The 25,059-nt window shown below is 71.9% G+C and carries 19 protein-coding genes; 10 read left to right on the top strand and 9 right to left on the bottom strand.

Annotated features, from left to right (window positions below; all coding sequences use genetic code 11):
* Positions 1-279: 279 nt before the first annotated feature.
* On the bottom strand, positions 280-642 hold the full coding sequence (locus CTZ28_RS04075; RefSeq protein ID WP_121887819.1) for a 5-carboxymethyl-2-hydroxymuconate Delta-isomerase: 363 nt from the start codon (positions 640-642) through the stop codon (positions 280-282).
* Positions 643-724: 82 nt separating this feature from the next.
* Positions 725-1,519 carry a DUF2249 domain-containing protein gene (locus CTZ28_RS04070; RefSeq protein ID WP_121887818.1) on the bottom strand — a complete coding sequence of 265 codons (795 nt, stop codon included), beginning with the start codon at positions 1,517-1,519 and terminating at the stop codon, positions 725-727.
* 75 nt (positions 1,520-1,594) lie between these two features.
* Between CTZ28_RS04070 and CTZ28_RS04065 the strand changes: the two genes are divergently transcribed.
* The 4 genes from CTZ28_RS04065 to CTZ28_RS04050 are packed head-to-tail and all read left to right on the top strand — an operon-like array spanning position 1,595 to position 6,761.
* A complete protein-coding gene (locus CTZ28_RS04065; protein ID WP_121887817.1) occupies positions 1,595-2,344 on the top strand; it encodes a helix-turn-helix transcriptional regulator in 750 nt (249 codons plus the stop codon).
* A complete protein-coding gene (locus CTZ28_RS04060) occupies positions 2,341-3,528 on the top strand; it encodes a hypothetical protein (RefSeq protein WP_220795305.1) in 1,188 nt (395 codons plus the stop codon). The genes CTZ28_RS04065 and CTZ28_RS04060 overlap by 4 nt, the downstream gene beginning before the upstream one ends.
* Entirely contained in the window at positions 3,525-6,242 is a 2,718-nt protein-coding gene (locus tag CTZ28_RS04055) for a multicopper oxidase domain-containing protein (RefSeq protein WP_220795304.1), read from the top strand. Before CTZ28_RS04060 ends, CTZ28_RS04055 begins: the two co-directional genes overlap by 4 nt.
* Positions 6,243-6,254: 12 nt before the next feature.
* A complete protein-coding gene (locus tag CTZ28_RS04050; protein ID WP_121887816.1) occupies positions 6,255-6,761 on the top strand; it encodes a putative zinc-binding protein in 507 nt (168 codons plus the stop codon).
* Positions 6,762-7,218: 457 nt separating this feature from the next.
* On the opposite strand, the gene CTZ28_RS04045 is transcribed toward CTZ28_RS04050, so the two are convergent.
* The 5 genes from CTZ28_RS04045 to CTZ28_RS04025 all read right to left on the bottom strand — a co-directional run bounded on the left by CTZ28_RS04045 (position 7,219) and on the right by CTZ28_RS04025 (position 13,804).
* The gene (locus CTZ28_RS04045; RefSeq protein WP_183154260.1) at positions 7,219-8,592 is read right to left on the bottom strand and encodes an alpha-amylase; all 1,374 of its coding nucleotides are present in this window, start codon (positions 8,590-8,592) and stop codon (positions 7,219-7,221) included.
* Positions 8,593-8,730: 138 nt separating this feature from the next.
* On the bottom strand, positions 8,731-10,395 hold the full coding sequence (locus CTZ28_RS04040; protein ID WP_121887815.1) for a glycoside hydrolase family 13 protein: 1,665 nt from the start codon (positions 10,393-10,395) through the stop codon (positions 8,731-8,733).
* A gap of 59 nt (positions 10,396-10,454) precedes the next feature.
* Positions 10,455-11,363 (bottom strand): sugar ABC transporter permease, encoded by a 909-nt coding sequence (locus CTZ28_RS04035; RefSeq protein WP_121887814.1) that lies wholly within the window; start codon positions 11,361-11,363, stop codon positions 10,455-10,457.
* Positions 11,364-11,376: 13 nt separating this feature from the next.
* A complete protein-coding gene (locus CTZ28_RS04030; protein ID WP_121887813.1) occupies positions 11,377-12,381 on the bottom strand; it encodes a carbohydrate ABC transporter permease in 1,005 nt (334 codons plus the stop codon).
* A gap of 145 nt (positions 12,382-12,526) precedes the next feature.
* Positions 12,527-13,804, bottom strand: a complete 1,278-nt coding sequence (locus tag CTZ28_RS04025; protein WP_121887812.1) for an extracellular solute-binding protein — start codon at positions 13,802-13,804, stop codon at positions 12,527-12,529.
* A 392-nt stretch (positions 13,805-14,196) separates the two neighbouring features.
* On the opposite strand from CTZ28_RS04025, the gene CTZ28_RS04020 reads away from it, so the two are divergent.
* Positions 14,197-15,219: a LacI family DNA-binding transcriptional regulator gene (locus tag CTZ28_RS04020; protein ID WP_121887811.1), complete on the top strand. Its 1,023-nt coding sequence runs from the start codon at positions 14,197-14,199 to the stop codon at positions 15,217-15,219.
* A 151-nt stretch (positions 15,220-15,370) separates the two neighbouring features.
* Positions 15,371-16,237 (top strand): phosphatase PAP2 family protein, encoded by an 867-nt coding sequence (locus CTZ28_RS04015; protein ID WP_121887810.1) that lies wholly within the window; start codon positions 15,371-15,373, stop codon positions 16,235-16,237.
* On the opposite strand, the gene CTZ28_RS04010 is transcribed toward CTZ28_RS04015, so the two are convergent.
* Positions 16,225-19,218 (bottom strand): bifunctional [glutamine synthetase] adenylyltransferase/[glutamine synthetase]-adenylyl-L-tyrosine phosphorylase, encoded by a 2,994-nt coding sequence (locus tag CTZ28_RS04010; protein WP_121887809.1) that lies wholly within the window; start codon positions 19,216-19,218, stop codon positions 16,225-16,227. The genes CTZ28_RS04015 and CTZ28_RS04010 overlap by 13 nt on opposite strands.
* Before the next feature lie 676 nt (positions 19,219-19,894).
* Between CTZ28_RS04010 and CTZ28_RS04005 the strand changes: the two genes are divergently transcribed.
* Genes CTZ28_RS04005 through CTZ28_RS03995 form a run of 3 tightly spaced genes read left to right on the top strand, consistent with a single transcriptional unit; the run spans position 19,895 to position 23,104 of the window.
* Positions 19,895-20,782 (top strand): alkaline phosphatase family protein, encoded by an 888-nt coding sequence (locus tag CTZ28_RS04005; RefSeq protein ID WP_121887808.1) that lies wholly within the window; start codon positions 19,895-19,897, stop codon positions 20,780-20,782.
* A gap of 1 nt (position 20,783) precedes the next feature.
* Positions 20,784-22,088, top strand: a complete 1,305-nt coding sequence (locus CTZ28_RS04000; RefSeq protein ID WP_121887807.1) for an MFS transporter — start codon at positions 20,784-20,786, stop codon at positions 22,086-22,088.
* On the top strand, positions 22,085-23,104 hold the full coding sequence (locus CTZ28_RS03995) for a TolB-like translocation protein (RefSeq protein WP_121887806.1): 1,020 nt from the start codon (positions 22,085-22,087) through the stop codon (positions 23,102-23,104). The genes CTZ28_RS04000 and CTZ28_RS03995 overlap by 4 nt, the downstream gene beginning before the upstream one ends.
* 61 nt (positions 23,105-23,165) lie before the next feature.
* Here the strand turns inward: CTZ28_RS03995 and CTZ28_RS03990 are convergent, their stop codons facing one another.
* A complete protein-coding gene (locus CTZ28_RS03990; RefSeq protein WP_183154259.1) occupies positions 23,166-23,837 on the bottom strand; it encodes a hypothetical protein in 672 nt (223 codons plus the stop codon).
* Between the two features lie 303 nt (positions 23,838-24,140).
* Between CTZ28_RS03990 and CTZ28_RS03985 the strand changes: the two genes are divergently transcribed.
* Complete coding sequence (locus CTZ28_RS03985) at positions 24,141-25,058, top strand: NADP-dependent oxidoreductase (RefSeq protein WP_121887805.1); 918 nt, start codon at positions 24,141-24,143, stop codon at positions 25,056-25,058.
* Position 25,059: the final 1 nt, after the last annotated feature.

Raw genomic sequence — 25,059 nt, 5'->3', positions numbered from 1 at the left:
CAGCGCCCGAAGGGGCGCGGGGAACTGCGCGACCGGCCCCCATCCCGCCGCAGTCGGCCGACGGCCCGTTCGCGGTCCTGATCGGTCGGCTTGTAGCCCTGGCCGCCTAGGGAGACTCCGGGACCGGCCCTGAGCGGGTCGGGCGAATTCCGGTGTGGTTCGGCAGCGCCCGAAGGGGCGCGGGGCTGTATCAATATGCGGCTCCGCCGCGCGGGCGCGACCGGCCCCCATCCCGCCGCAGCCGGCCGACGCCGTATCACGGCCCGTCCCGCGGAGCGCTCAGCGGTCGAACTTGCGGTAGGACGGGTCGAGATCGCGGACCTCGGCGGAGGCGTGCACGGCGGCGCCCTCGGCCTCGACATACGTACCGAGCAGCTCCAGCACGGCCTCGGTCAGCCGCGCCTTCGTCTCGTCGCTGCGGCCGGCGAGGAGCCCGATGGTGACGTGCACGACGGCGTGCTCCTGCTCGTCCGGGTCGGCGTAGCCGAACGCCGTGACCGCGCTGGGGCGGAACTGCGTCTTGCACGCCTCCGGCTTGGCCGCCGCGATCTCGACGGTCGCCTCGTGCAGCGCCCGCGCGAAGGCCGCGCGGTCGAACCCGTGCTCCAGGGTGCGGGAGTAGTCGACGGTGATCTGCGGCATCAGCGCTCCTGTTCTACGGCGACGGCCTCACCCTAGTTCGCCACCCGGGCCGGGCGCAGCCGGTGGCGGCCCGGGAACGTGGTCAGCGGTGTGTGAGCAGCAGGCGCCACGCCTCCGGGCCGCGCTGGAGGTAGTCCACCGCGAACGCGCCCGGGTGGCGGTCCTCGATCTGGCCCAGCAGGGGCAGTGGGTCGTGCGGTGCGACCAGGATCATCGCGCGCCCGGAGGGCACCGCGGCGATCGCGCCGAACACCGTGGCGTGCCGCAGCGAGTGGGGGACGTCGCGCACGTCCAGCTCGGGCACCTCCGCCTCGTCCGCACCCCCGCAGCCGCAGGCGCCGCCGCAGCCACCGCCGGGCGTGGCCGCTTCGCCGGCGTCACCGTGCTCGTGGCCGTGGCCGAGGAGGTCGTGCATGCCCGCGAGGAGTCCGGCGAGTGAGATGTCGGGGGCGCCGGCCAGCAGCGGCAGGACCAGGGTGTTCTCCTTCTCCAGGTGCTCCTCGAACAGCACCTGGAGCGCCCGGCTGTCCGTCGCCGCCCGCACGGCCGAGCCGGTGGTGCGCAGGGCGTCGACGAGCGCGGTGAGCCTGCGGTGCTCGGCGAGCATGCCGTCGATCAGCAGGCGGGCAGTGGGCAGGTCGTGGGCGACGGGGTAGAGGGTCTCCTCCTCGGCGGCCGCGTGCGGCAGCAGGTCGCGGTCGCAGAAGTCGACCAGTCCCGCACGGACCCCGTCGGCCACCGCCGGGTCGGCGTCCGCGGCCGCGATCAGCATCGCGACGCGTCCGGCCAGCTCACCCGCCAACTGCGTGTGATGCGCCTCGACGGCCTCGGCGGCCGCCGCGTCCTGGGGGTCCGATGCGATGGTCAAGGTGCTCATGAGAGGTCGTCCTTCCAGCAGCCGGCAGCCCGTTCCCGTTCCGGCCCGGGCCGATGACTGCAATATAGTACGGACATGACCGTGGAAAATAACGGGCCGCTTCCCGGCAGCGGAACGAACCGCGTACCGCTGTCCCGGCAGCGCCGCGGTGTCCTGCAGTACCTGCGCGGCCAGGCCGCCCCCGTCACCGCGGGCGTGCTCGCCCAGGTGTGCGCGCTGCACGTCAACACCGTCCGCGAGCACCTGGACGCCCTGGTGGACGACGGCCTCGCCGTTCGCGAACGGTCCAGCCCCGCCGGACGCGGCCGCCCCGCCTTCCGCTACCGGGCCCGCCCGCCGCAGGAGTCGCCCGCACGCGAATACGCCGGGCTCGCCGCCGTCCTCGCCGCGCAGATCGCCGGCTCCAGCGCCGACCCGCGCCGGGACGCCCTCGCCGCCGGCGCGGAATGGGGGCGCCTCCTCACCGCGGGGCAGCCGCCGACGGCAGATCCCAAGGAGGCGCGGACCCGGCTGCTCGACCTCCTGGAGGAGATCGGCTTCGCCCCGGAAGCGGACGCGGACGCCCACCAGGTCCGGCTGCCCCGCTGCCCGTTCGTGGAGACGGCACGTGAACACCCCGGTGTCATCTGCGGTGTTCACGAAGGACTGGCCCGGGCCGGGCTCGCCGCGCTGGGCCCGGCCCCGCAGCAGGTCGAGCTGCTGCCGTTCGCCGAACCGGACGCGTGCCGGCTGCACTTGGGCATGACCGAGCAGACCACCGGCGAGGACGACGAGGACACTGCCGAGCACCCGGCCCCGGCCGGCCCGCCCGAGGCGCACCGGTGACCCCGGTGTCCGGCTCCGCCCCCGGCAGCGCCGCCGCCCGGCGCGTGGGCGCCCGCCGCGCACCCCTGCTGCTCGCCGCCGGGCTCTGCCTCCTCGCCGGTCTCGACGCCGCCCTCGGCCTGCTCGGCCTCCCGGCCCCGGTCAGCGCCGGCCGGCTCCCGCAGGTGCACGGCATGCTGATGGTGCTCGGCTTCGCCGGCACGCTGGTCGCTCTGGAACGCGCCGTCGCCCTGGGCCGCCCCTGGGCCTGGTCGGCCCCCGGCTGCCTCGGCGCCGGGGGCCTGCTGTTGCTCGGCCCGGTCGACCTGGTCGTACCCCGGCTGCTGTTCGTCGCCGGATGCGCGGCCCTGGTCGCACTGTACGTACGCTTCTGGCGCCGGCAGCCGAGCGCCGCCCTGATCGCTCAGGCCGCGGGCGCCGTGTCGGCACTGGGCGCGGCGCTGCTGTGGCTGGGCGGGATCGACGTACCGCGCATGCTGCCCTGGCTGGTGGCCTTCCTCGTGCTGACCATCGCGGGGGAACGCCTGGAACTCGCCCGGGTGGCCGTCCTGGCGCCCTCGGCGGAACGGACGTTCCTGGCCTGCGTCGGCGCGGTCACCGCCGGCGTGGCCGCCACCCTGCTGTGGCCCGCGATCGGCACCGTGCTGCTCGGCGCCGCGCTGCTCGCCCTGGTCGCCTGGCTCGTCGTGCACGACGTCGCCCGCCGGCTGCTGCGCGCCACGGGCCTGCCCCGCTTCACCGCGGCGTGCCTGCTCGCCGGGTACGCCTGGCTGGGGCTGGCCGGGGCCCTGTGGCTGCTCACCGGGCCGGTCACCGAGGGAACGCGGTACGACGCGGTGGTGCACGCCGTGTTCCTGGGCTTCGTGATGTCGATGATCATGGCGCACGCCCCGGTGATCCTGCCCGCCGTCCTGCGCCGTCCCCTGCCCTACCGTCCGGCGCTCGCGGTGGCGGCCTGGCTGCTGCATCTGTCGCTTGCGCTGCGCGTGGTGGTCGGTGACCTGCGGGACGTCCGCGGCGCGTGGCAGCTCGGCGGGGTGCTCAACATCGTCGCCGTGCTGCTGTTCGTCGTCTCGGCGGCCACCGCCTCCGTCGCCGCCACCCGGCGTGCGTCAGCGAAGGCAACGGCCTCCGCCGCCGCCCCAGCGCCATCTCCCTCCGACGATCCGAGGACTCCCCGGTGACCACGAACCTGTCTCCCGCCACGGCGAGCGGATCCGCCCCGAAGCCCCCCGGCCGCTCCCCGCGCGCCCTCTGGCACCTCGGTGTGAACGCGATCGTGGTCGGCTGGCTCGCCCTCTTCGCCGCGGTCGGGAGCGCCCACCACTTTCTGCCGCACGCCTTCTGGCTGCTCGTCCATGTGCTGCTGCTCGGGGCGGTCACCAACGCGATCGTCATCTGGTCGGGCCACTTCGCCGCCTCCGTCCTGCGGCTGCCCGAGGCGAACCGGGGCACCCCGGCCGCACTGCGCCTGGTCTGCCTGAACGCCGGCGCGGTCGGTGTGATCGGCGGCATGCTCGCCGACCGGTGGTACGTCGTCCTGGCCGGCGGCTGCCTGGTCGCGGCGGCCGTCACGGCGCACGCCGTTTGGCTGATACGGCTGATGCGGCGGGCGCTGCCCGGCCGGTTCTCCATGACCGTGCGCTACTACGTGGCCGCCTCCGCCCTGCTGCCCGTGGGCGCCGCGCTCGGAGTCGTCATGGCTCGCGGTGACCTCGCCGGTGAGCTGCCCGAACGGCTGCGGATCGCCCACGAGACGGTCAACCTGCTCGGCTGGGTCGGCCTCACCGTCGCCGGAACACTCATCACCCTGTGGCCGACGATGCTGCGCACGCGGGTGGCGGACGGCGCGGAACGGGCGGGCCGCGCCGCCCTTCCCGTCCTGCTCACCGGGCTCGGTGCCGCCGTCGCCGGCACCCTGCTCGGCCCGCCGCCCCTGGCCGCCCCCGGCGTGGCCCTCTACGCCGCAGGGCTGGTCGTCGCGGGCCGGCCCTGGCTGCGTGAGGCCCGGGCGAAGGCACCGCGTTCCTTCGCCGCGTGGTCGGTGGCAGCGGCATGCGGATGGCTCGCCGGCTCCCTGACCGTCCTGGCCGGCATCCTCGTCTCCACGACCTCCTGGATCACGGTGGGTGAGCGGACGTCGCTGCTGACCGCGCCGCTCGCCGCCGGCTGGATCGCCCAAGTACTGCTCGGCGCGCTGAGCTTCCTCGTCCCCGTGGTCCTGGGCGGCGGCCCCGCTGCCGTACGCGCCGCCACCGCGAGCCTCGAACGGGCCTGGCCGGCCCGGCTGGCCGTCACCAACGCCGCGCTGCTGCTGTGCGTGCTGCCGGTGCCGTCGACGGTGCGGGTGGCGTGCTCGGTGCTGCTGCTGGTGATGCTGCTGTTCTTCCTGGTGCTGCTCGTGCTGACGGTCGTACGGGGGATGCGCAACCGCCGCAGGGCGGCGCAGGGAGATCCTGTGCGGGCTCCGGCCGAGGTCCCCGCGCGACCGCACCGGGTGCTCGGTGGCGTGGCCCTCGGGCTCGCAGTCGTGCTGCTGGCCGTCGCGGGCGGCGGGGCGGTGGACGTGCGGTCGCTGCCGGTCCTTGAGCGGTCCGCCGCCACGAGCGCCGACGGTGGCGCGGTGACGCCCACCGGCCGTACCACCAGGGTCACAGTGACGATCCGCGATATGCGCTTCTCGCCGTCCTCCGTCGCCGTGCCCGCCGGAAACCGCCTGGTGATCACCCTGCACAACACCGGTACCGACACCCACGACCTGGTGCTGGAGACCGGCGCCCGCACCGGACGGCTCAGCCCGGGACAGCAGGGCACGCTGGACGCGGGGGTCGTCGGCCGGAGCCTGGAGGGCTGGTGCTCCGTGGTCGGGCACCGGCAGATGGGGATGGTCTTCGCCGTGCGCGTCACCGGCGTCACCGGGGCCGGTTCGGACTCCGGCACGGACAGCGGCGGGAGCGCCCACGCCCACAGCGGCGGCGGCAGCACGTCCGCGGCCACGGACGACACCGCCGCGAAGGCGTTCGACCCGATGGCCGAACCGGCCGCCGGCTTCACCGCCCGCGACGCCCAACTCCCGCCCGCCACCGGCGGAGCGAGCCCCCGGGTGCACAAGCGGACGATCACCGTGAAGGAGGTGACGAGGGAAGTCGCCCCCGGCGTACGGCAGAAGCTGTGGACGTTCGACGGAACGGCCCCGGGACCCGTGCTGCGCGGACGCGTCGGCGACACCTTCGAGATCACCCTCGTCAATGACGGATCGATCGGCCACTCGGTCGACTTCCACGCCGGAGCGCTCGCGCCGAACGGGCCGATGCGCACCATCAAGCCCGGCGAGTCCCTGACGTACCGGTTCACGGCCACCCGCAGTGGCGTGTGGATGTACCACTGCTCGACCATGCCGATGTCCCTGCACATCGCCAACGGCATGTTCGGCGCGGTGATCATCGACCCGCCCGGGCTGCTCGCGGTGGACCGTGAATACGTGCTGGTCCAGTCGGAGTTCTACCTGGGCAAGCAGGGCGGTACGGCCGACCCCGCCAAGGTGAACGCCAAGGACTACGACATGGTCGCCTTCAACGGCTGTGCCAACCAGTACGATCACGACCCGCTGGCCGCCGAGCCCGGTGAGCGCGTACGGATCTGGGTGCTGGCGGCCGGGCCGAACGAGCCCAGCGCCTTCCATGTCGTGGGCGGCCAGTTCGACACGGTGTTCCGTGAGGGTGCGTACGACCTGCGACGGGGAGGGTCGCGGAGCGGGGGCGCGCAGGTCCTCGATCTCGCTCCCGCCTCGGGTGGATTCGTCGAGCTGTCCTTCCCGGAGGCCGGCGACTATCCGTTCGTCACGCACATCATGAGCGACGCGGAACGGGGTGCGCACGGCGTCTTCCACGTGCGGTGAGCGCACGGGGGCATGGACCGAACGGCCCTGGTCGGGACCCCATGGGTCCCATGCCCTCGGCGGTCGCCCCGGCATAGGCTCGGATCGACCGACCGCTCTTGTCATGAGGCTTGTGAGGCTCCCCTGAAACGCCGCCGTGATCTGCCGCTCGTCTACTCCTGTTCGGGTTGTTCGAGCGCGGCTCAGATGACCAACTGGCTCGCGATCCAGCTGGATCGGCGGGGCATCGCCGAGATGTCGTGCATCGCCGGCGTGGGCGGGGACGTGCCGAGTCTGGTCCGCAAGGCGCAGAGTGACCGGCCGGTCATCGCCATTGACGGGTGCGTGCTGCAGTGTGCCCGCAACTGCCTTGCCCGGCACGGTGTGACGCCGGCCGTGCACCATCTCCTCAGCGATGACGGCGTACGCAAGAGGCTGGGCGAGGACTTCGACCCGGAGCAGGCGCAGCAGGTACTGGACGGGCTGATCGCCCGGATCAGCAAGGAGCCCCGGGTGCCCCAGAAGCCAGCTGCCGGCTGACCGCGGACCGTTCGGGCCAGGACAACGCGGCTCGCTCAACGCAGGGGCCGACGCGGCCCGTCGGCGAGGGGGCTCGTCATCGCCCGGTGCGTGACCGCGTCGGCCTGCCCGTGCGGCCGTTGCCTTGATGTGGTCGAGCCGACCGGTCGGGCCGGGCGGGTTCGGCGGCGAGCCGCGCGTCGGAGGGGTGCGGGCCGGGTGGCCGCGCGGGCGGCAAGAGGCGGTACGACGGCGGCGGCCGCGCCCCCTGACGTGGCGGGCGCGGCGCGTCCGGGGCGGCTGCCGGCTCGGAATCACGGGCCTGAACTCCTGGCGCTCTACGGCTCCTTCGGGGGCCCGGCTCCGACGTGTACGGCGCCGCTGGGGTGTGTGGCACGGCTCCGCTGCTGGAAGGTTTGCAGCAGGAGCCGTGCAATTCGTGGCAAGGGATTTCACCGGGCGTATCCCGCCCGACGGGTCAGCAGGACGGCTTGGCCGCGTGGAGCGCCAGGGCCGTGTTGCTGCCCAGGGTCGCGGTGAACTGCCCCGCGGAGTTCACGGTCACCGTCGTGTTGTTCTGGACGTTGCAGTACGTGCCCGCGGGCAGCGAGGTCTGGTAGGTGCGGGTCAGGGACGAGGACTCGTGGTTGATGGCGACGTAACCCTTGGCGCCCCGGCCGAAGCCGATCGCGTCGGCGCCGTTGTCCCACCAGTCCGTCATCGACTGCCCCCTCGTGGCGTTGCGGAAGGCGACCATCGACTTGATCTCAGGCCAGGCGTGCTGGCACTTCCAGCCGTCCTGCCAGCAGGCGTTGACCGTGCCGCCGTTGGGCGGGCCCGCGTCCGGGTCGGACCACTCGTAGCCCGAGTTGATGTCGGGGGCGCCGTACGGGAGGGCGAGCATGAAGACGTTGGCCAGCGTGTAGTCGGCGCCGTTCTTGTAGCTGAGGGTGCTGCCGTTGCGCTCGGTGTCGTGGTTGTCGACGAAGACGCCCGCGACCGCGCTGTTCAGATAGCCCCAGCCCTCGCCGTAGTTCTTCAGGTAGGCGAGCTTCTCGTTGGTGAAGACGCGCTTGAGGTCGTAGGCGTAGCGGAACTCCTGGACGTCGCCGGTGCCCGTGTACTCGGTGGGCTGGACGGCCTCGCCCGCGCCGTAGATGACCTCCTGCTTCCAGTAGGCGGAGGGGTTGGTCAGCCGGGACTTGACGGCGGCCAGGTCCTCGGCCGGGATGTGCTTGGCGGCGTCGACACGGAAGCCGTCCACGCCGAGGCTCAGCAGGTCGTTCAGGTAGCCGGCGATGGTCGTGCGGACGTACTCCTCGCCGGTGTCCAGGTCGGCGAGGCCGACGAGTTCGCAGTGCTGGACGTTCCAGCGGTCCTGATAGTTGGAGATCTGCGCGGTGCAGTCGTCGAAGTCGTGGACCGAGTACAGGCCGGGGTAGTCGTACTTCGTGTACGACGAGCCGCCGGTGCCGGTGCCGGAACCGGCCGACATGTGGTTGATCACCGCGTCGGCGACGACCTTGACGCCGGCCGCGTGGCAGGTGTTCACCATGTTCTGGAAGGCCGTGCGGTCGCCGAGGCGGCCGGCGATCCGGTAGCTGACCGGCTGGTACGACGTCCACCACTGCCCGCCCTGTATGTGCTCGGCGGGCGGGGAGACCTGGACGTAGCCGTAGCCGGCGGGGCCGAGGGTGTCGGTGCACTCGCGGGCCACCGAGGCGTACTTCCACTCGAAGAGGACGGCGGTGACGTCCTTGGTGCCGGGCGGCGACGCCTCCGCGGCAGTCGGGGTCATGACAAGGGTGGCGGCGGCGAGGGCGAGCGCCCCGGAGAGGGATCTGCGTGCCATGGGGGGTCCCTTCATCATTGAAGGCTCTTGCTGAAACATTCCGGAAAACTTGCGGTGGCGCAGATAGTAGAGGCCCGCCGCCCAAAAGGGCAGCGGGCCGGCGAAAGTTGCTGCAAGAGGTTTCGTGGTGACGGACCGTCAGGCGCTCGCCCACCAGGCCGTGGTGTCGCCCGGCACCCGCGCCTCGCCGTCCGCCTCGGTCACCTCACCGCTGGCGAGCAGCACCCGGCCGTACGCCGGGATCGTCACCGGCTCCCCCGTCGTGTTCGCGACGCACACGAAGTCCCCGCGCCGGAAGGCCAGCACGCCCTCGGGGGCGCGCAGCCACTCCACCGTCTCGCCCGCGCCGAGGTCCGGCCGCGCACGCCGCACGGCCAGCGCCGAGCGGTACAGCTCCAGCGTCGAGCCGGGCACGCCCTGCTGCGCCTGCACGCTCAGCTCGCCCCAGACCGACGGCTGCGGCAGCCAGCTGCCGCCCGGCCCGAAGCCGTACGAGGAGCCCTCGCGGGTCCACGGGATCGGGACCCGGCAGCCGTCGCGGAAGCCGTCCTGTCCCGCGCTGCGGAAGTACGCCGGGTCCTGGCGGACCTCGTCCGGCAGGTCGACGACGTCGGGCAGGCCCAGCTCCTCGCCCTGGTAGAGATAGGCCGAGCCGGGCAGCGCCAGCATCAGCAGGGTGGCGGCGCGGGCCCGGCGCAGGCCCAGCTCGCGCTCGCCCGCGGTGCGGATCTGGGTGCCGAGGCCGGGCGGGTTGGCGAACCGGGTGGCGTGCCGGGTGACATCGTGGTTGGACAGCACCCAGGTGGCGGGGGCACCGACCGGGCGCATGGCCTCCAGGGTGCGGTCGATGACCCGGCGCAGCTCCTCGGCGTCCCAGTCCGTGCTCAGGTACTGGAAGTTGAAGGCCTGGTGCAGTTCGTCGGGGCGTACGTAGTTCGCGGTGCGCTCGACGGTCGGGGTCCATGCCTCCGCGACGAAGATCTTCTCGCCCGCGTACTCGTCGAGGATCTTGCGCCAGTCGCGGTAGACGGCGTGCACGCCGTCCTGGTCGAAGAACGGCATGACGTCGTTGCCCAGCAGCTTGAGCTGGTCGTGCGTGCCGAGGTCGGGCAGGCCCGCCGCCTTCACCAGACCGTGCGCGACGTCGATACGGAAGCCGTCCACGCCCATGTCCAGCCAGAAGCGCAGGATGGAGCGGAACTCGTCGCCGACGGCCGGGTGTTCCCAGTTGAAGTCGGGCTGCTCGGGGGCGAACAGATGCAGGTACCACTCGCCGTCGGGCACCCGCGTCCAGGCCGGGCCGCCGAACACGGACTCCCAGTCGTTGGGCGGGAGTTCACCGTCGACGCCCTTGCCGGGGCGGAAGTGGTAGCGGTTCCGCAGCGGGGAGCCGGGGCCCTCCGCGAGTGCGCGCTTGAACCACTCGTACTGGTCGGAGGAGTGGTTGGGCACCAGGTCGACGATGATCCTGAGTCCCTCCGCGTGGGCGTCGCGGATCAGCGCGTCGGCGTCCAGGAGGCTGCCGAACATGGGGTCGACGGCCCGGTAGTCGGCGACGTCGTAGCCCGCGTCGGCCTGCGGCGAGGCGTAGAAGGGGCTGAGCCACACGGCGTCCACACCGAGGGCGCGCAGATAGGGAAGGCGGGAGCGGATGCCCTCCAGGTCGCCCATGCCGTCGCCGTCGCTGTCGGCGAAGCTGCGCGGATAGACCTGGTAGATCACCGCGTCCCGCCACCAGTCGCGGTGGCCGGCGACGGTGGCGAGGGCGGTGTTCGGGGCCGGGTCGGCGGAGTGCTGGCTCATGGCGTCCTTGGTACGTAACGGAGTTCGGGTCGTTCAGGGGCTCGGGCGCGGCGCGGGCGTCAGCCCTTTGTGCCGCCGGCGGTGAGGCCGGTCACCAGGTTCTTCTGCACGAGGTAGAAGAACGCGGAGACGGGTATCGCGATCAGCACCGCGGTGGCGGCCATCAGGTTGCGCTGGGCGTCGTGCTCGCTGATGAAGCTCTGCAGGCCGACGGCGAGCGTGTACTTCTGGTCGTCCAGCAGGAAGGTGGTGGCGAAGGCGACCTCGCCGAACGCGGTGATGAAGCTGTAGAAGGCGGCGACCGCGAGGCCCGGCCTGGCGAGCGGCAGGATGAGCCGCACGAACGTGCCGAAGGGGGTCAGCCCGTCGACGCGTCCCGCCTCGTCGATCTCGAACGGGATGGTGTCGAAGTAGCCCTTCAGCAGCCAGGCGCAGTACGGCACGGCCGTGGTGCAGTACACGAGGATCAGGCCGAGGTAGCTGTCGATGAGCTGGAGGTCGGCCAGGATCTGGTACATCGGCACCATGAGGACGGCCACCGGGAACATCTGGGTGACCAGGAGCACCCACATGAACTTGCGGTAGCCCGGAAAGCGCATGCGGGAGACCGCGTATCCGGTGGTGGCGGCGACCAGCACGCCGAGCACGGTGGTGCCGAGCGAGACGATCAGGGAACTCTTCAGCCAGTCGAAGAAGTTGGTGTGCTGGAGGACGAACGTGTAGTTGTCGAACGTCATCTTCCGCCAGATGCCGCCCGGGTGCAGATAGTCGTCCTTGTCCGGGCCGAGGGACAGGAACACCAGCCAGGCGACCGGGAAGAGTGCCACGACGCTCCCGGCGATCAGGATGCCGTGCGCGGCGAGGGACGCCGAGAGGCTGCGCTCTCCACGGGCGCGGCGCCTGCGGCCGGCGGGCGCCGGACGGTCCTCGGTCACCGTGGCGGAGGTCTCGACGGTGGTCGTGCTCATGGGAACTCCTGCCTCAGATCGCGAGCTGCTGCTCATGGCGGTTCAGCCAGCGGCGGTAGAACGAGGTGAAGACGATCAGGATGGCCAGCAGCAGGATGCCGTAGGTGGCCGACTGCGCGAAGTCACGCGGCTGCTGTCCGAAGCCCAGGTAGTAGGCCCAGGTCACGAGGATCTGCGCGTCGGGGGCTGTGGTGCCGAACAGCAGGAAGATGACGGCGAACTGGTTGAAGGTCCAGATGATGCCGAGGAGTACGACGGTGGAGCTGACGGATCTGAGGCCCGGCAGGGTGACATACCGGAACCGCTGCCACGCGTTCGCGCCGTCCATCTCGGCGGCCTCGTAGAGGGCGGTGTCGATGGACTGCAGGCCGCCGAGGAGCGAGACCATCATGAAGGGCACCCCGCACCAGGTGTTGACCATGACGGCGGCGAACCGCTGCCAGAAGGTGTCCTCCAGCCACAGCGGCGTCGGCAGGTGCAGCGTGCCGAGGACGGAGTTGATGACGCCCCCGTCGGCGAGCATGAAGCGCCAGCCGAAGACAGTGACGAAGGTGGGCACGGCCCACGGCAGGATCAGGATCAGCCGGTAGGCGGTGCGGCCGCGCAGCCGCTGGTCGAGCAGCAGGGCGAGGCCCAGGCCGATGCAGTAGTGGAGCGCGACACACAGCGCGGTCCAGACGATCGTCCAGAGGAAGTGCGACCAGAAGCGGTCGTAGGCCGTCGGTCCGAACAGGACGTCCTTGTAGTTGTCCAGGCCGATGAACTCGTAGGTGGCGGCGATGTGGTTGACGCCGATCGTGCGCGCCGTGTTGAGGCTGTCGGCGTCGGTGAGGGTGAGGTAGAGGCCGTACACCAGGGGGTAGAGCACGAGGACGCCGAGCACCACGGCCACGGGGGCGATCATGGCGTAGGCGTACCAGTGCTTCTGGTAGCCGTGCTTCAGGCGCTGCCCCAGCCCGGGCCGAGGCGCGCGGTCACCGTGGCGCTTGCCGGTCGCGCGGTCGATGGCGACTGTCATGGTTCGACAACCTTCTCGCAGGTCTGCGGTTCGGGGGGTGGGGCGGGCGCAGGCCGGTGGCCGCCGGATCCCTGCCCCGTACCCGGGTTCCGCCGTTGCGAGCGGAGTCGGGCACCGGGGGCGGATCCGACGGCCACGCGGGGCCTTACTTGCTGAAGTCCGGGACCAGCTTCTCGATCGCGACCTCGGCGTTGCCCAGCCCCTCGTCCAGGGACTCCTTGCCGCCCGCGACCTTGGGCAGTTCGGTGTCCAGCGGGCCCCACAGGGAGCTGTACTCGGGCAGCGCGGGACGCGGCTGGGCGGCGGCGAGCACGCCCTGGAAGCCGGCGATGCCGGGGTCGGCCTTCACCTCGGCCGTGTAGGCGTCGTCGCGCGTGGGCAGCGTGGAGTTCTTCAGGGCGACGGTCGCCTGGGACTTCGCCGAGGTCATGAAGTTGACGAACGTCAGGGCCGCTTCCTGGTGCGCCTTGTCGGAGCCGGCGTAGACCGAGAGGTTGTGACCGCCGGTCGGGGCGCCCGCCTTGCCGGTGGAGCCGGCCGGGACGGTGGCGATGCCCAGGTTGGCCTTGTCCTTGAAGGCGGAGCCCTGGTAGAAGTTCGTGATCTCCCACGGGCCCTGGACGATCGCGGCGACCTTGCCGTTCACGAACGCGTCCTGGATGTGGGCGTAGGCGTCGGCGGTGGTGTCGGCCTTGTGCAGGCCCTTGCCGGAGAACAGGCTCAGCCAGGTGCCGTAGGCCTTCTTGGCGGCGGCCGCGTTCATGGTGATCTTCTTGGCGGAGGCGTCGACGGTGTCGGTGCCCTCGCCGTACAGGAAGGACTGGGCGTAGTAGGCCTGGGTGGAGCCCCAGTAGCCGTCGGCGCCGGTCTTGTCCTTGACCTTGGCGGCGGCGGACTTCAGCTCGTCCCAGGTCTTGGGGGCCTCGGTGATGCCGGCCCGCTCGAACAGATCCTTGTTGTAGACGAGCGCGAGGGTGTCGGTGACCAGCGGCACGCCGTAGGTCTTGCCCTCGTACTGGGCCTGGGTGATCAGGCTGGGCTGGAACGCGTCCTGGTCCGCGAGGGCGGTGGTGCCGTCCAGTGGCAGGAAGTAGCCCTTCTTGGCGAAGGCCGGGGTCCAGCCGACCTCGGAGCGCAGCACGTCCGGGGCGCCCTTGGCGCCGGCGGCGGTGTCGAACTTGTTCTGCGCCTGGTCGAAGGGGACGTTGACGTACTTGACCTTGATGTCCTTGTGGGCGGCCTCGAACTCCTTGACCAGGGCCTGGTACGTCGGCGCCTCATTGGTGGCGTTGGAGGTGTCCCACCAGGTGATGGTGACCGGGCCGTCGGCGTTGCCGCCGTTGTCGCTGCCGCTCCCGCCGCACGCCGTCGCCGTGAGGGCGAGGGACGCCACCAGCGCGGAGGCCGCTATGCCACGCCGCATGAGTTCTCCTTGAGGGTGAAATGCCCGAGTGGTGCGGGAAACGGCCCCGTCCGCCGCTCCCGCGACTTGCCGACTGCGCCATTGCGTCCGCCGGGCGACGTGAACGTAACAGCGATGTAAGCGGCGCGAAAGACCTTGCAGAAAAAAAGCGCAAGAGATCTCGGGGGTTACCCTGTCGTTACCGCTCCTCGACCCGTCCGCGACCCTGCGACGAGGCCGATCAGCGGGCCCGGGGCAGCTTGTGCAAGACTCTGCAATCTCTTGCCATCCGAGGCCGACGAGAGGGACGAGGGATCGCGATGACGCAGCAATCCGCAGCGAGCCGTGCGACGGGTCGCGCCCGGCGTCCGATCGGTGGGCAGGGAGAGACTCGCCCGGTACAGTCCGGTGGCGTGACCACACGGCTTGCGGACATCGCTGCGCAGGCGGGGGTGAGCGAAGCGACCGTCAGCCGCGTCCTCAACGGGAAGCCGGGCGTAGCGGCCACCACCCGCCAGTCGGTGCTCGCCGCGCTCGACGTGCTCGGCTACGAACGGCCGGTACGGCTGCGACAGCGCAGCGAGGGCCTGGTCGGGCTGATCACCCCGGAGCTGGAGAACCCGATATTCCCCGCCCTGGCACAGGTCATCGGGCAGGCGCTGACCCGCCAGGGCTATACGCCGGTGCTCGCCACCCAGACCCCGGGCGGGTCGACGGAGGACGAGCTGACCGAGATGCTGGTGGACCGCGGGGTCGCCGGGATCATCTACGTCTCCGGGCTGCACGCGGACACCACCGCCGATACGCAGCGCTACGAGCGGCTGCGCGCGCAGGGCGTGCCGTTCGTCCTCGTCGACGGCTTCTCGCCGAAGGTGCAGGCGCCGTTCATCTCGCCCGACGACCGGGCGGCGATGACGCTGGCGGTGACCCATCTGGTGTCGCTCGGGCACACCAGGATCGGGCTGGCGCTGGGGCCGAAGCGGTTCGTGCCGGTGCAGCGCAAGATCGAGGGTTTCGTGCGGGCGGTGCAGGACCAGTTGGGGCTCACCGCGCAGGCGATCGAGACGGAGCTGGTCCAGCACTCGCTCTACACGCTGGAGGGCGGCCAGGCGGCGGCCGCCGCGCTGATCGACCGGGACTGCACGGCCGTGGTCTGCGCCAGCGACATGATGGCGCTCGGCGCGATACGGGCGGCACGGCAGCACGGTCGTGACGTCCCGCGGGACGTCTCGGTGGTCGGCTTCGACGACTCCCCGCTGATCGCCTTCACCGACCCGCCGTTGACCACGATCCGCAAGCCGGTGCCGGCGATGGGACAGGCGGCGGTGCGTACGCTGCTGGAGGAGATCGGCGGAACTCCCGCCCCGCACAGCGAGTTCGTGTTCATGCCGGAACTGGTGGTACGCGGTTCGACAGCATCGGCCCCCCGCCCCTGACGGTGCGGGCCTCGTCCGCAGGGCTGAGAGGACGGTTGTCGGGCCGTACGTCAGTAGGAGTCCGGGGCCTCCCGGTGACGTAGAACATGCGTTGCGGACCCGACCTTGGGATGATCTGCCGGAGATAGCTTTTCTGGCAGACTCTGTGCCTATGAGTGACTCGACCGTGACACAGTCGGAAGGTCGCGAGGAGGCCGTTCCGCAGGCCGTCACGGGCGAGGGCGAGCAGCGTTTCCTCGGCCGGCTGCGCACCCCGCGACGGCCCCGCCTGTGGTTCGAGATCCTGCTCATCGCGGTGAGTTACTGGACGTACTCACTCGTCCGCAACGCGGTCCCGGAGCAGCGGGGCAAGGCGCTGCGCAACGCCGACTGGATCTGGCAGACCGAGCACCGGCTGGGCATCGCCGTCGAGGAATCGATCAACCACGCCGTGAACTCGGTGACTTGGCTGATCGTGGGGATGAACTACTACTACGCGACCTTGCACTTCGTGGTGACGCTGGTGGTGCTGGTCTGGCTGTACCGGAGCCATCCCGGACGCTACGCGGCGACCCGCCTGGTGCTGTTCGCGACGACCGGCGTGGCACTGGTCGGCTACTACCTGTATCCGCTCGCCCCGCCCCGGCTGATGGACGGCACCCGCTTCGTCGACACGGTGCTGGTCCATCAGACCTGGGGCTCGATGGCCTCGGGCGATCTGAAGCACATGTCCAACCAGTACGCCGCGATGCCCTCGATGCACATCGGCTGGTCGCTGTGGTGCGGGCTGACCGTCTTCGCGCTGGCCACGGTGCCCTGGGTGCGGGTGCTCGGCCTGCTGTACCCGGCGACGACCCTCGTGGTCATCGTCGCCACCGCCAACCACTTCTGGCTCGACGCGGTCGGCGGCATGCTGTGCCTCTCGTTCGGCTACGCCCTGGCCCGGCTGTGGTACGGCTCCCTGCCGTACGCCCTGCCCCGCCTGGTGCCGGCGAAGCCGCCGGAACGCCGCTCGCCGTCGTGGGCTCAGGCGTCGTAGAAGCGCTCCTCCACGACCGTACGGGCCCTGCGGGCGGTACGGCGGTAGGCGTCCAGCATGTCTCCGGCGTGGCCCGAGGTGTAGCCGAGGTAGCGGCCCACGGCGGCGAGTTCGCGGGGGTCGGTGGGGAACGTGTCGCCGGCCCGGCCGCGGACCAGCATGACCGCGTTGCGCACCCGCGTCGCGAGCACCCACGCCTCGTCCAGGGTCGCCGCGTCCTCCGCGGTGAGGAGACCGGCCACGCGGGCGGCGGCGAGGGCCTCGCGGGTGCGGGTGGTGCGCAGGCCCGGCTCGGCCCGGGCGTGCCGGAGCTGGAGCAGCTGGACCGTCCACTCGACGTCGGAGAGGCCGCCGGGGCCGAGCTTGGTGTGCAGCTTCGGATCGGCGCCGCGCGGCAGGCGTTCGGACTCCATGCGGGCCTTCAGCCGGCGGATCTCCCGGGCCGCTTCGTCGCCCAGGCCCTCGGCCGGGTAGCGCAGCGGGTCGATCAGTTCGATGAACCGGCGGCCCAGGTCCGCGTCCCCGGCGACCGGTTCGGCCCGCAGCAGCGCCTGTGACTCCCAGACCAGCGACCACCGCCGGTAGTAGGCCTCGTACGACTTGAGGGTGCGCACGAGCGGACCCGACTTGCCCTCGGGGCGCAGATCGGCGTCGATCAGCAGCGGCGGGTCCGCACTGGGCAGCTGGAGCAGCCGGCGCATCTCGGACACGACCTTGCCCGCCGCGGCGGCGGCCTCGTGGTCGCCCACGCCGTCCTGCGGTTCGTGCACGAAGACCACGTCGGCGTCGGAGCCGTAGCCCAGTTCGTGGCCGCCGAAGCGGCCCATGCCGATGATCGCGAAGCGGGTCGGCAGGGTGTCGCCCCAGCCGGCCCTGACCACGGCGCGCAGCGTGCCCGCGAGGGTCGCCGCGGTCAGGTCGGAGACCGCGCCGCCCACCCGGTCCACCAGCGCGCCCTGGTCGGCCTCGACGGGATTGGCCTCGGTGCCGTAGGAGTCGACGATGTCGGCGGCGGCGGTGCGGAACAGCTCCCGGCGGCGGACGCCGCGGGCCGCGGTGACCCCCTGTCCGGCGTTCTCCGCGCGGCCCACGGCGGCCAGGATCTCCTGCTCCAGGCCCGCGCGTCCGCGCGGTTCGAGGCCGGCCCCGTCGCCGTCGCCGAGCAGGGCCACCGCCTCGGGGGCGCGCATCAGCAGGTCGGGGGCGAGCCGGCCGGCCGACAGGACCCGGGCCAGGTTCTCGGCCGCCGCGCCCTCGTCCCGCAGCAGCCGCAGATACCAGGGGGTCTTGCCGAGCGCGTCGGACACCTTGCGGAAGTTGAGCAGGCCCGCGTCCGGGTCGGCCGAGTCCGCGAACCAGCCCAACAGGACGGGCAGCAGGGTGCGTTGGATGGCCGCCTTGCGGGTGACGCCGGCGGCCAGCGCCTCCAGGTGGCGCAGCGCGGCGGCGGGGTCGGCGTAGCCGAGGGCGACCAGCCGCTCCCGGGCCGCCTCGGCGCTCAGCCGGGCCTCGCCGGGGGCGAGTTGGGCGACCGCGTCGAGCAGCGGGCGGTAGAAGAGCTTCTCGTGCAGGCGGCGGACCACGCCGGTGTGCCGCTTCCACTCGCGGATCAGCCCGTCCACCGGGTCGGTGCGCAGACCGAGGGAGCGGCCGAGGCGGCGCAGGTCGGCCTCGTCGTCGGGGACGAGGTGGGTGCGGCGCAGCCGGTAGAGCTGGATGCGGTGTTCCAGACAGCGCAGGAAGCGGTAGGCCTCGTCGAGCCGGGCGGCGTCGGCGCGGCCGACGTAGCCGCCGGCGGCCAGCGCCTGCAGCGCGTCCAGGGTGGTGCCGCTGCGCAGCGCGGGGTCGGCCCGGCCGTGCACCAACTGCAGGAGCTGGACGGCGAATTCGACGTCGCGCAGACCGCCGGGGCCCAGCTTCAGCTCGCGTTCGATCTCGGCGGCGGGGATGTTCTCGACGACGCGCCTGCGCATCTTCTGTACGTCGGGGACGAAGTTCTCGCGCTCAGCGGCCGTCCACACCAGGGGTTCGACCGCGCTGACGTACTCCTCCCCCAGCTGTATGTCACCGGCCACCGGGCGGGCCTTGAGCAGCGCCTGGAACTCCCAGGTCTTCGCCCAGCGCTGGTAGTAGGCGAGATGGCTGCTGAGGGTGCGCACGAGCGGGCCGTTGCGGCCCTCGGGGCGCAGGTTGGCGTCCACCGGCCAGATGGAGCCCTCGACCGTGGTCTCGGAGCAGATCCGCATCATGTGCGAGGCGAGCTTCGTGGCGGCCTTGAGCGCCTTGGCCTCGTCGGCGCCGTCCACGGCCTCCCCGACGAAGATCACGTCCACGTCGGAGACGTAGTTCAGCTCGTGGCCACCGCACTTGCCCATCGCGATCACCGCGAGCCGGCACAGCGCGGCGTCGTCGGGGGCGGCGCCGCGGGCGATGGCGAGGGCGGCGCGCAAGGTGGCGGTGGCGAGGTCGGCGAGTTCGGCGGCGGTCTGGGCGACGTCGGTGGTGCCGCACACGTCACGGGCGGCGATGGACAGCAGGCAGCGGCGGTAGGCGACGCGCAGCGAGATGGGGTCGGTGGCCTCGGCCAGGCCCCGCTCGAACTCCTCCACGCCGGGGTGCAGGTCGCGCGGCTCGTAGGTGACCAGTTCCGCCCAGTCCCGTGGGTGCCGGGCCAGATGGTCGGCGAGGGCGGTGGAAGCGCCGAGCACACCGAGCAGGCGGTCGCGCAGCGGCTTGGCCGCTATCAGCGTGTCGAGCAGTTCACGGTGGGCGGTGGGGTCGGGCTGGGCCTCGAGCAGCCGTACCAGGCCGCCCAGCGCGAGGTCCGGGTCGGCGGTCGCGCCCAGCGCCTCCAGCAGGACCGGGTCGCTGCGGACGGGGGCGAGCTCGGCGCCGTCGAGGAGCCGCTCGGCGCCGGAGGGGTCGGTGAAGCCGTGCCGCAGCAGTCGCGTGAAGGTGCTGCTTCTGCGCCCCGGCGTCATCCGCGGCCTCCCCTCGGATCGGGTCGGATCAGGCTCGTCCTGGCCAGAGCCTATCCGGAGAGCCCCGGCCGAGCGCCGGGGCGGACGGCGCTGAGTTCCGCGCGCCCGACCGGTCCGTACTGCGCAGGGACCGTCGGATCAGCGGGGAGGCGCCATGCGGAACCCGAGGGCGAACTGGACCGCCGCTACTCCAGCGCGGGCGCCGAGGCGGAGGCGCTGCTGCGCGCGGTCCGGGGGACGGGTCGTCGCACTTCTGCACCGACACGCGGGAGCGCGGGGCGCGCAACCTGGGGCGTGGGCCGGGGGGCCCGAGGTGGCGCGTGTCCGGGCTGGGCATGCCCGAGAAACCGGCAGGACCGGCCACGCGCCGGCCCAGGACGCCGCGGCCGGCGGACCCGCCCGGACCGACTGAGTACCAGCTCAACACCCCTCGCCCCACGCCCCCGCCGGGAGACCGACCGCCCCGGACACGCGTCGGAGCGGGACGCCGAGTACAACGAGCCCGCCCGGCACGGCCCCGCTCGGAAGCTCTGTCGAGGCGGGGTAGCAAGGGGGGCGGGACAGTAGTTCATGTGGTTTTCATCCGTCGGGGCGTCTGATGTGCGGCCGGGGCGTTTTGGCGTGTGCATGATCTGACGCGCACCGTTGGCCTTCCTTCCCCCCACCGGAGGTTGATGTGTCCGGCAGTTCCGTGCTCCGCCGTGCCCGTACCGTCGTGGCGTCCGCAGCGGCCCTCGCCGCGGTCGGCTTCGGGCTGTGGACCGGCCTCGGCGACGAGTCCGCGCACGCCGCGGGCGCCGTTCCGACCCCGGACCACGTGGTCGTCGTGGTCTTCGAGAACCACGCGTACAGCCAGGTCATCGGCTCCTCCAGCGCCCCGTACCTCAACTCCCTGGTCTCCGGCGGCGCCAACCTCAGCCAGTTCTACGCCGAGACCCACCCGAGCCAGCCGAACTACTTCGCCCTGTTCTCCGGCTCCACCCAGGGCATCACCGACGACAGCTGCTACACCCCCGGCTTCTCCTCGGCCGCCAATCTGGCCGCCGAGCAGCTCGCCGCGGGCCGCACCTGGGCCAGTTACAACGAGACCCTGCCCAGCCAGGGCTCCACCACGTGCAGCAGCGGAAACTACGCCCGCAAGCACAACCCGTGGTTCGGCTTCAGCAACGTACCGACCTCGACCGCCAAGACGTTCACCCAGTTCCCGGCCGACTACGCGACGCTGCCCCAGCTCTCCTTCGTGGTCCCGAACCTGTGCAGCGACATGCACGACTGCTCGGTGTCCACCGGTGACACCTGGCTGAAGAACAACCTGGGCGCCTACGCCACCTGGGCCAGGACGCACAACAGCCTCCTCGTCGTCACCTTCGACGAGGACAACCGGCTCGCCGGCAACCGGATCCCGACGGTCCTGTACGGCCAGCCCGTCACGGCGGGCTCCAGCTCCTCGACCACCTACAACCACTACGACCTGCTGCGCACCCTGGAGGACTCGCAGGGCCTGACGGCACACGCGGGCAACGCGGCCGCCGCGAAGGACATCACCGGCATCTGGGCGTCCTGACGTGTACGTAGCGGACAGCCGGGCCGGCACGCCGTCCGCGCAAGGCGCCGTCCGGCCGGGTCGTGCCGGACGGCGCCGCCCCGCGGTCGCGCCCACCGTCCTCGCGCTCGGCACGGTCAGCCTGGTCACCGATGTCTCCTCGGAGATGGTCACGGCCGTACTGCCGCTGTACCTGGTGGCCGGGCTCGGCCTGTCGCCGCTGGGCTTCGGACTCCTCGACGGCATCTACAACGGCTTCTCCGCGCTCGTCCGGCTCGCCGGGGGCCACCTCGCCGACCGCGGCGGAGGCCGGCACAAGTGGGTCGCCGGGCTCGGCTACGGCATCTCCGCGCTGTGCAAGCCGCTGCTGCTGCTCGCCCACACCCTGACCCCGATCGGCCTGATCCTGGCCGCCGACCGCACCGGCAAGGGCCTGCGCACCGCCCCGCGCGACGCCCTGATCTCGCTCTCCAGCACGCCGGAGACCCGCGGCCGGGCCTTCGGCGTGCACCGCGCGATGGACACGGCGGGCGCCCTGCTCGGCCCGCTCGTCGCCTTCCTGATCCTGCGGGCCACGGTCGACGGCTACGACGCCGTGTTCACGGTGAGCTGCTGCGTGGCCGTGACCGGGGTGCTGGTCCTGGTCCTGTTCGTACCCGGCGGCACGGGCCGGACCCCCGTACCGGGCTGCACGGAGCCGACCGGTGACACGACGCCGGCCGACGGCGGGGCGCGGCCCACGCTGCGCGCCGCCCTCGGCCTGCTGCGCCGCCGCGACCTGCGCCGGATCGCGGTCTGCGCCCTGCTGCTGGGCCTGGCCACGGTCAGCGACTCCTTCGTGTACCTGCTGCTGCAACGCCGGCTGGGCGTCCCCGACCGCTGGTTCGCGCTGCTGCCGCTCGGCACGGCCGCCGCCTTCCTGCTGCTCGCGGTGCCGCTGGGCCGGCTGGCCGACCGGGTGGGCCGCTGGCGGATCTTCCTGGCCGGCCACGGGGCGCTGCTCCTGGCGTACGGCCTGCTGCTCACCTCCTGGCACGGCACCGCCCTGCCGTACGCGGTCCTCGCCCTGCACGGCGGCTTCTACGCGGCCACCGACGGCGTGCTGATGGCGGCGGCCTCGGACGGCGTGCCCGAGGCGCTGCGCTCGTCCGGGCTGGCCGTCGTACAGACCGGGCAGGCGCTGGCCCGGTTCGCCTGCTCGCTGCTGTTCGGCGCGGCATGGACGGTGTGGGGCGACCGCGCGGCGCTGGCGGCGGCCGCGGTGGCGCTCGCGGTCTGCGCGGCCTTCTCGTACGCCCTCCGCCCGGCCCGGGAGCACACCTCATGACCCTGCGGTCCCGCATCCTGGTCCTGGCGTCGGCCGTCGTCGTGCTGACGGCGGTCGCGCTGGCGGCCGTCCTGCACGCGTCGGCGCGTGCCGAGCGCCGCGACCACATCCAGGCGGGCGGCCCGCGGGTCACCCCGGGCCGGGTCACGCTCACGGACCCCGGACTGCTGGTGTTCCGCAGCATGGCCTGGGGCCCGCACCGCGACGAGCTGACCGCGGTACCGGCGGCGGCCCCGGCCGGGCCGCGCACCGCCTCGGGCGTCAAGTGCCTGCGTTTCCACGCCGCTTCGGGCACCGGTGTGTGCCTCCAGGCGGTGCACGGACCGGTCTCGGACAGCTACCGCGCCCTGATCCTGGACGCCCGGCTGCGCACGACGGCCCGCTACGACGTGCCCGGCATCCCCTCCCGCGCCCGGGTCTCCCCCAGTGGCCGCTTCGCCGCGTGGACGGCGTTCGTGGGGGGTGACTCGTACGCGGGCACGGATTTCTCCACCCGCACCGCCGTCGTGGACACCGGCACGGGCCGGCTGATCCCGTCGCTGGAGCGGTTCCGCATCGTGAAGGACGGCCGCGCCTACGCCTCCCCGGACGTCAATTTCTGGGGGGTGACGTTCGCGGCGGACGACCGCACCTTCTACGCGACCCTGGCGACGAAGGGGAGGACGTATCTGGTCCGGGGTGACCTGACGGCCGAGACGGTGACGACGCTGCACCAGAACGTGGAGTGCCCCTCGCTGTCCCCCGACGGCACCCGTATCGCCTACAAGAAGCGCGTGCCGGGCCTGCCCGCGGACGCCCCCTGGCGCCTCTACGTACTCGACCTGCGCACCCTGCGCGAGACCCCCCTCGCGGAACGCCGCAGCGTCGACGACCAGGCAGTATGGCAAGACACGCACACCCTGGTCTACGCACTGCCCGGCGACTACGGAGCCGACCTGTACCAGCTCCCGACAACGAACACGGCCACCCCCCACCGAATCACCACGGCAGCGGTCTCCCCCACATACCTCAACTGACCACCCGCCAGCCAGAGCACCCGGGCGACGAACGCGTGCCGGCAGCTGGTGTTCAGGCCGGTTACTGCTTCGGCTGTGGATAGCCGGCCTCAGTGATGTCCTGGGCCAGGTCGGTCACGCTGATCTCGGGGTTCAGCAGCAACACGAGTTCCTGCGTCAGCGGCCGCAAGGCATACACCTGGCTCACGGCCGCCAGGTCCACGGGGACCTCGTAGTAGTCCTCGGCGTAGCGCTGGAACGCTTCCGGCGAGCGGTCGACCAGGAGCTCGAACAGACCCGTCGCCCCGTCAGGATCGACGGCGCGATCAGGGAAGGCGATCGTCCCGTGATGCCACCGATCGTCCGTCGCGCCCCGCCACAGGCAGGCCGTCACGACAGGGACGCCGTCCTCGTCGGTTAACGCTGATTCCTCGACGAAAGGCCGGAAGAGTTCGGGAACCTCGTCGATCACTCCCGGCCAGGGCTCGCCGTCGTTGCCATACGGGCTCATCGGCGATTCATGGTCGAAGCCGCGCACATAAACCCCGGCAGTCGAGAACACGATTGCGTACTCGTTTCCCGACCCGTTGCGCATCGAGGCCATCTCCTCACCGTCGGCCCGACCGGCGTTCATGGAGTAGTACCGGTTTTCCCAGCTCGGGCTGAGGATCGCATCGAGCATCGCCAGTGAACGGCACAAATCCCGCAGCTCGGCGATGCCGGGGAGCCGGCGGGCTACGTCGTAGACAGTCACGTGCTCATCCAAGCCGATACCGGCGAACCCAGGAGCAGTGGACAGGCGCTGAGGCCGACGGTCGCGGAGCGGTCGACCCCACTCGCCCACAAGGCGGGAAACGCTCCCCGCGCCTCCCACCAGCCGTCCTTCGTCCGCCGCTGTGTGCGGTGGCGGACCGGGGTGGGCGGCGCTGGGATTGGTCATGGCGGGTGGCCTCCTGCGTGGCCGATGGCTGTGCCCACCAGGCGTGATGCCCGAGGCGGTTGGAGAAGCACCGCTCGTGATCGTGTTACACGCTCAGACGAGGAAGGGACGATCTCGATGAAAGCCATTGTGGTGACCGACCAGGCCGCGGGAACGGCCGGGATGACGCTCACGGAGCGGCCCGAGCCGCCCGCAGCGATCAACGACGTCATCGTTCAGATTCACGCATCGGGCTTCGTCCCGACCGAGATGGAGTGGCCATCGACCTGGACCGATCGCGCCGGCCGTGACAGGACACCGTCGATCCCCGGCCACGAGCTGGCCGGAGTGGTCACCGCCCTCGGCTACGGCACGACGGGGCTGTCGCTCGGGCAGCGGGTGTTCGGCCTCGCCGACTGGTACCGCGACGGCACCCTTGCGGAGTACGTGGCGATCGAAGCACGCAACCTCGCACCACTGCCCGGCGACGTCGACTTCGCGGTAGGCGCGTCCCTGCCGATCTCGGGTCTGACCGCGTGGCAGGGACTGTTCCGGCACGGCCGCCTTCAGGCCGGCCGGACCGTCCTCGCCCATGGCGCAGCCGGGGCAGTCGGGACGATGGTGACCCAGCTCGCACGTGAGGCCGGCGCTCACGTCATCGGCACCGGACGCGCCGCCGGCCGTGAGAAGGCACTCGACTTCGGCGCGCATGAGTTCGTCGACCTCGAGAACGACGCGCTGAAAGACGTCGGGAGCGTCGATCTGGTCTTCGATGTCATCGGTGGCGACGTTCAGAAGCGGTCCGCTGCCCTGGTCAAGGCCGGAGGAACGCTGGTGTCCGTCGTCGGCCCGGCCGAGGCGCGGCCCACGGACGGCCTCGCGGTGGACTTCGTTGTCGAGGCCGATCGTGTCGACCTGGGTGAGATCGTGCAGCGGGTGCGGGACGGACGGCTGCGGACAAACATCGGTGACGTCGCGAGCTTCGACGATGCCATTGGTGCCCTTGACCCGACCACGCGACGCAGCGGGAAGACAGTCATCCGCGTACGCCCGTAGG

The sequence above is a fragment of the Streptomyces shenzhenensis genome (assembly GCF_003688995.1).
Classification (GTDB): Bacteria; Actinomycetota; Actinomycetes; order Streptomycetales; family Streptomycetaceae; genus Streptomyces; species Streptomyces shenzhenensis_A.
The sequence above is the reverse complement of the archived record's forward strand: the minus strand, read 5'-3'. Positions and strand labels throughout refer to the sequence as shown.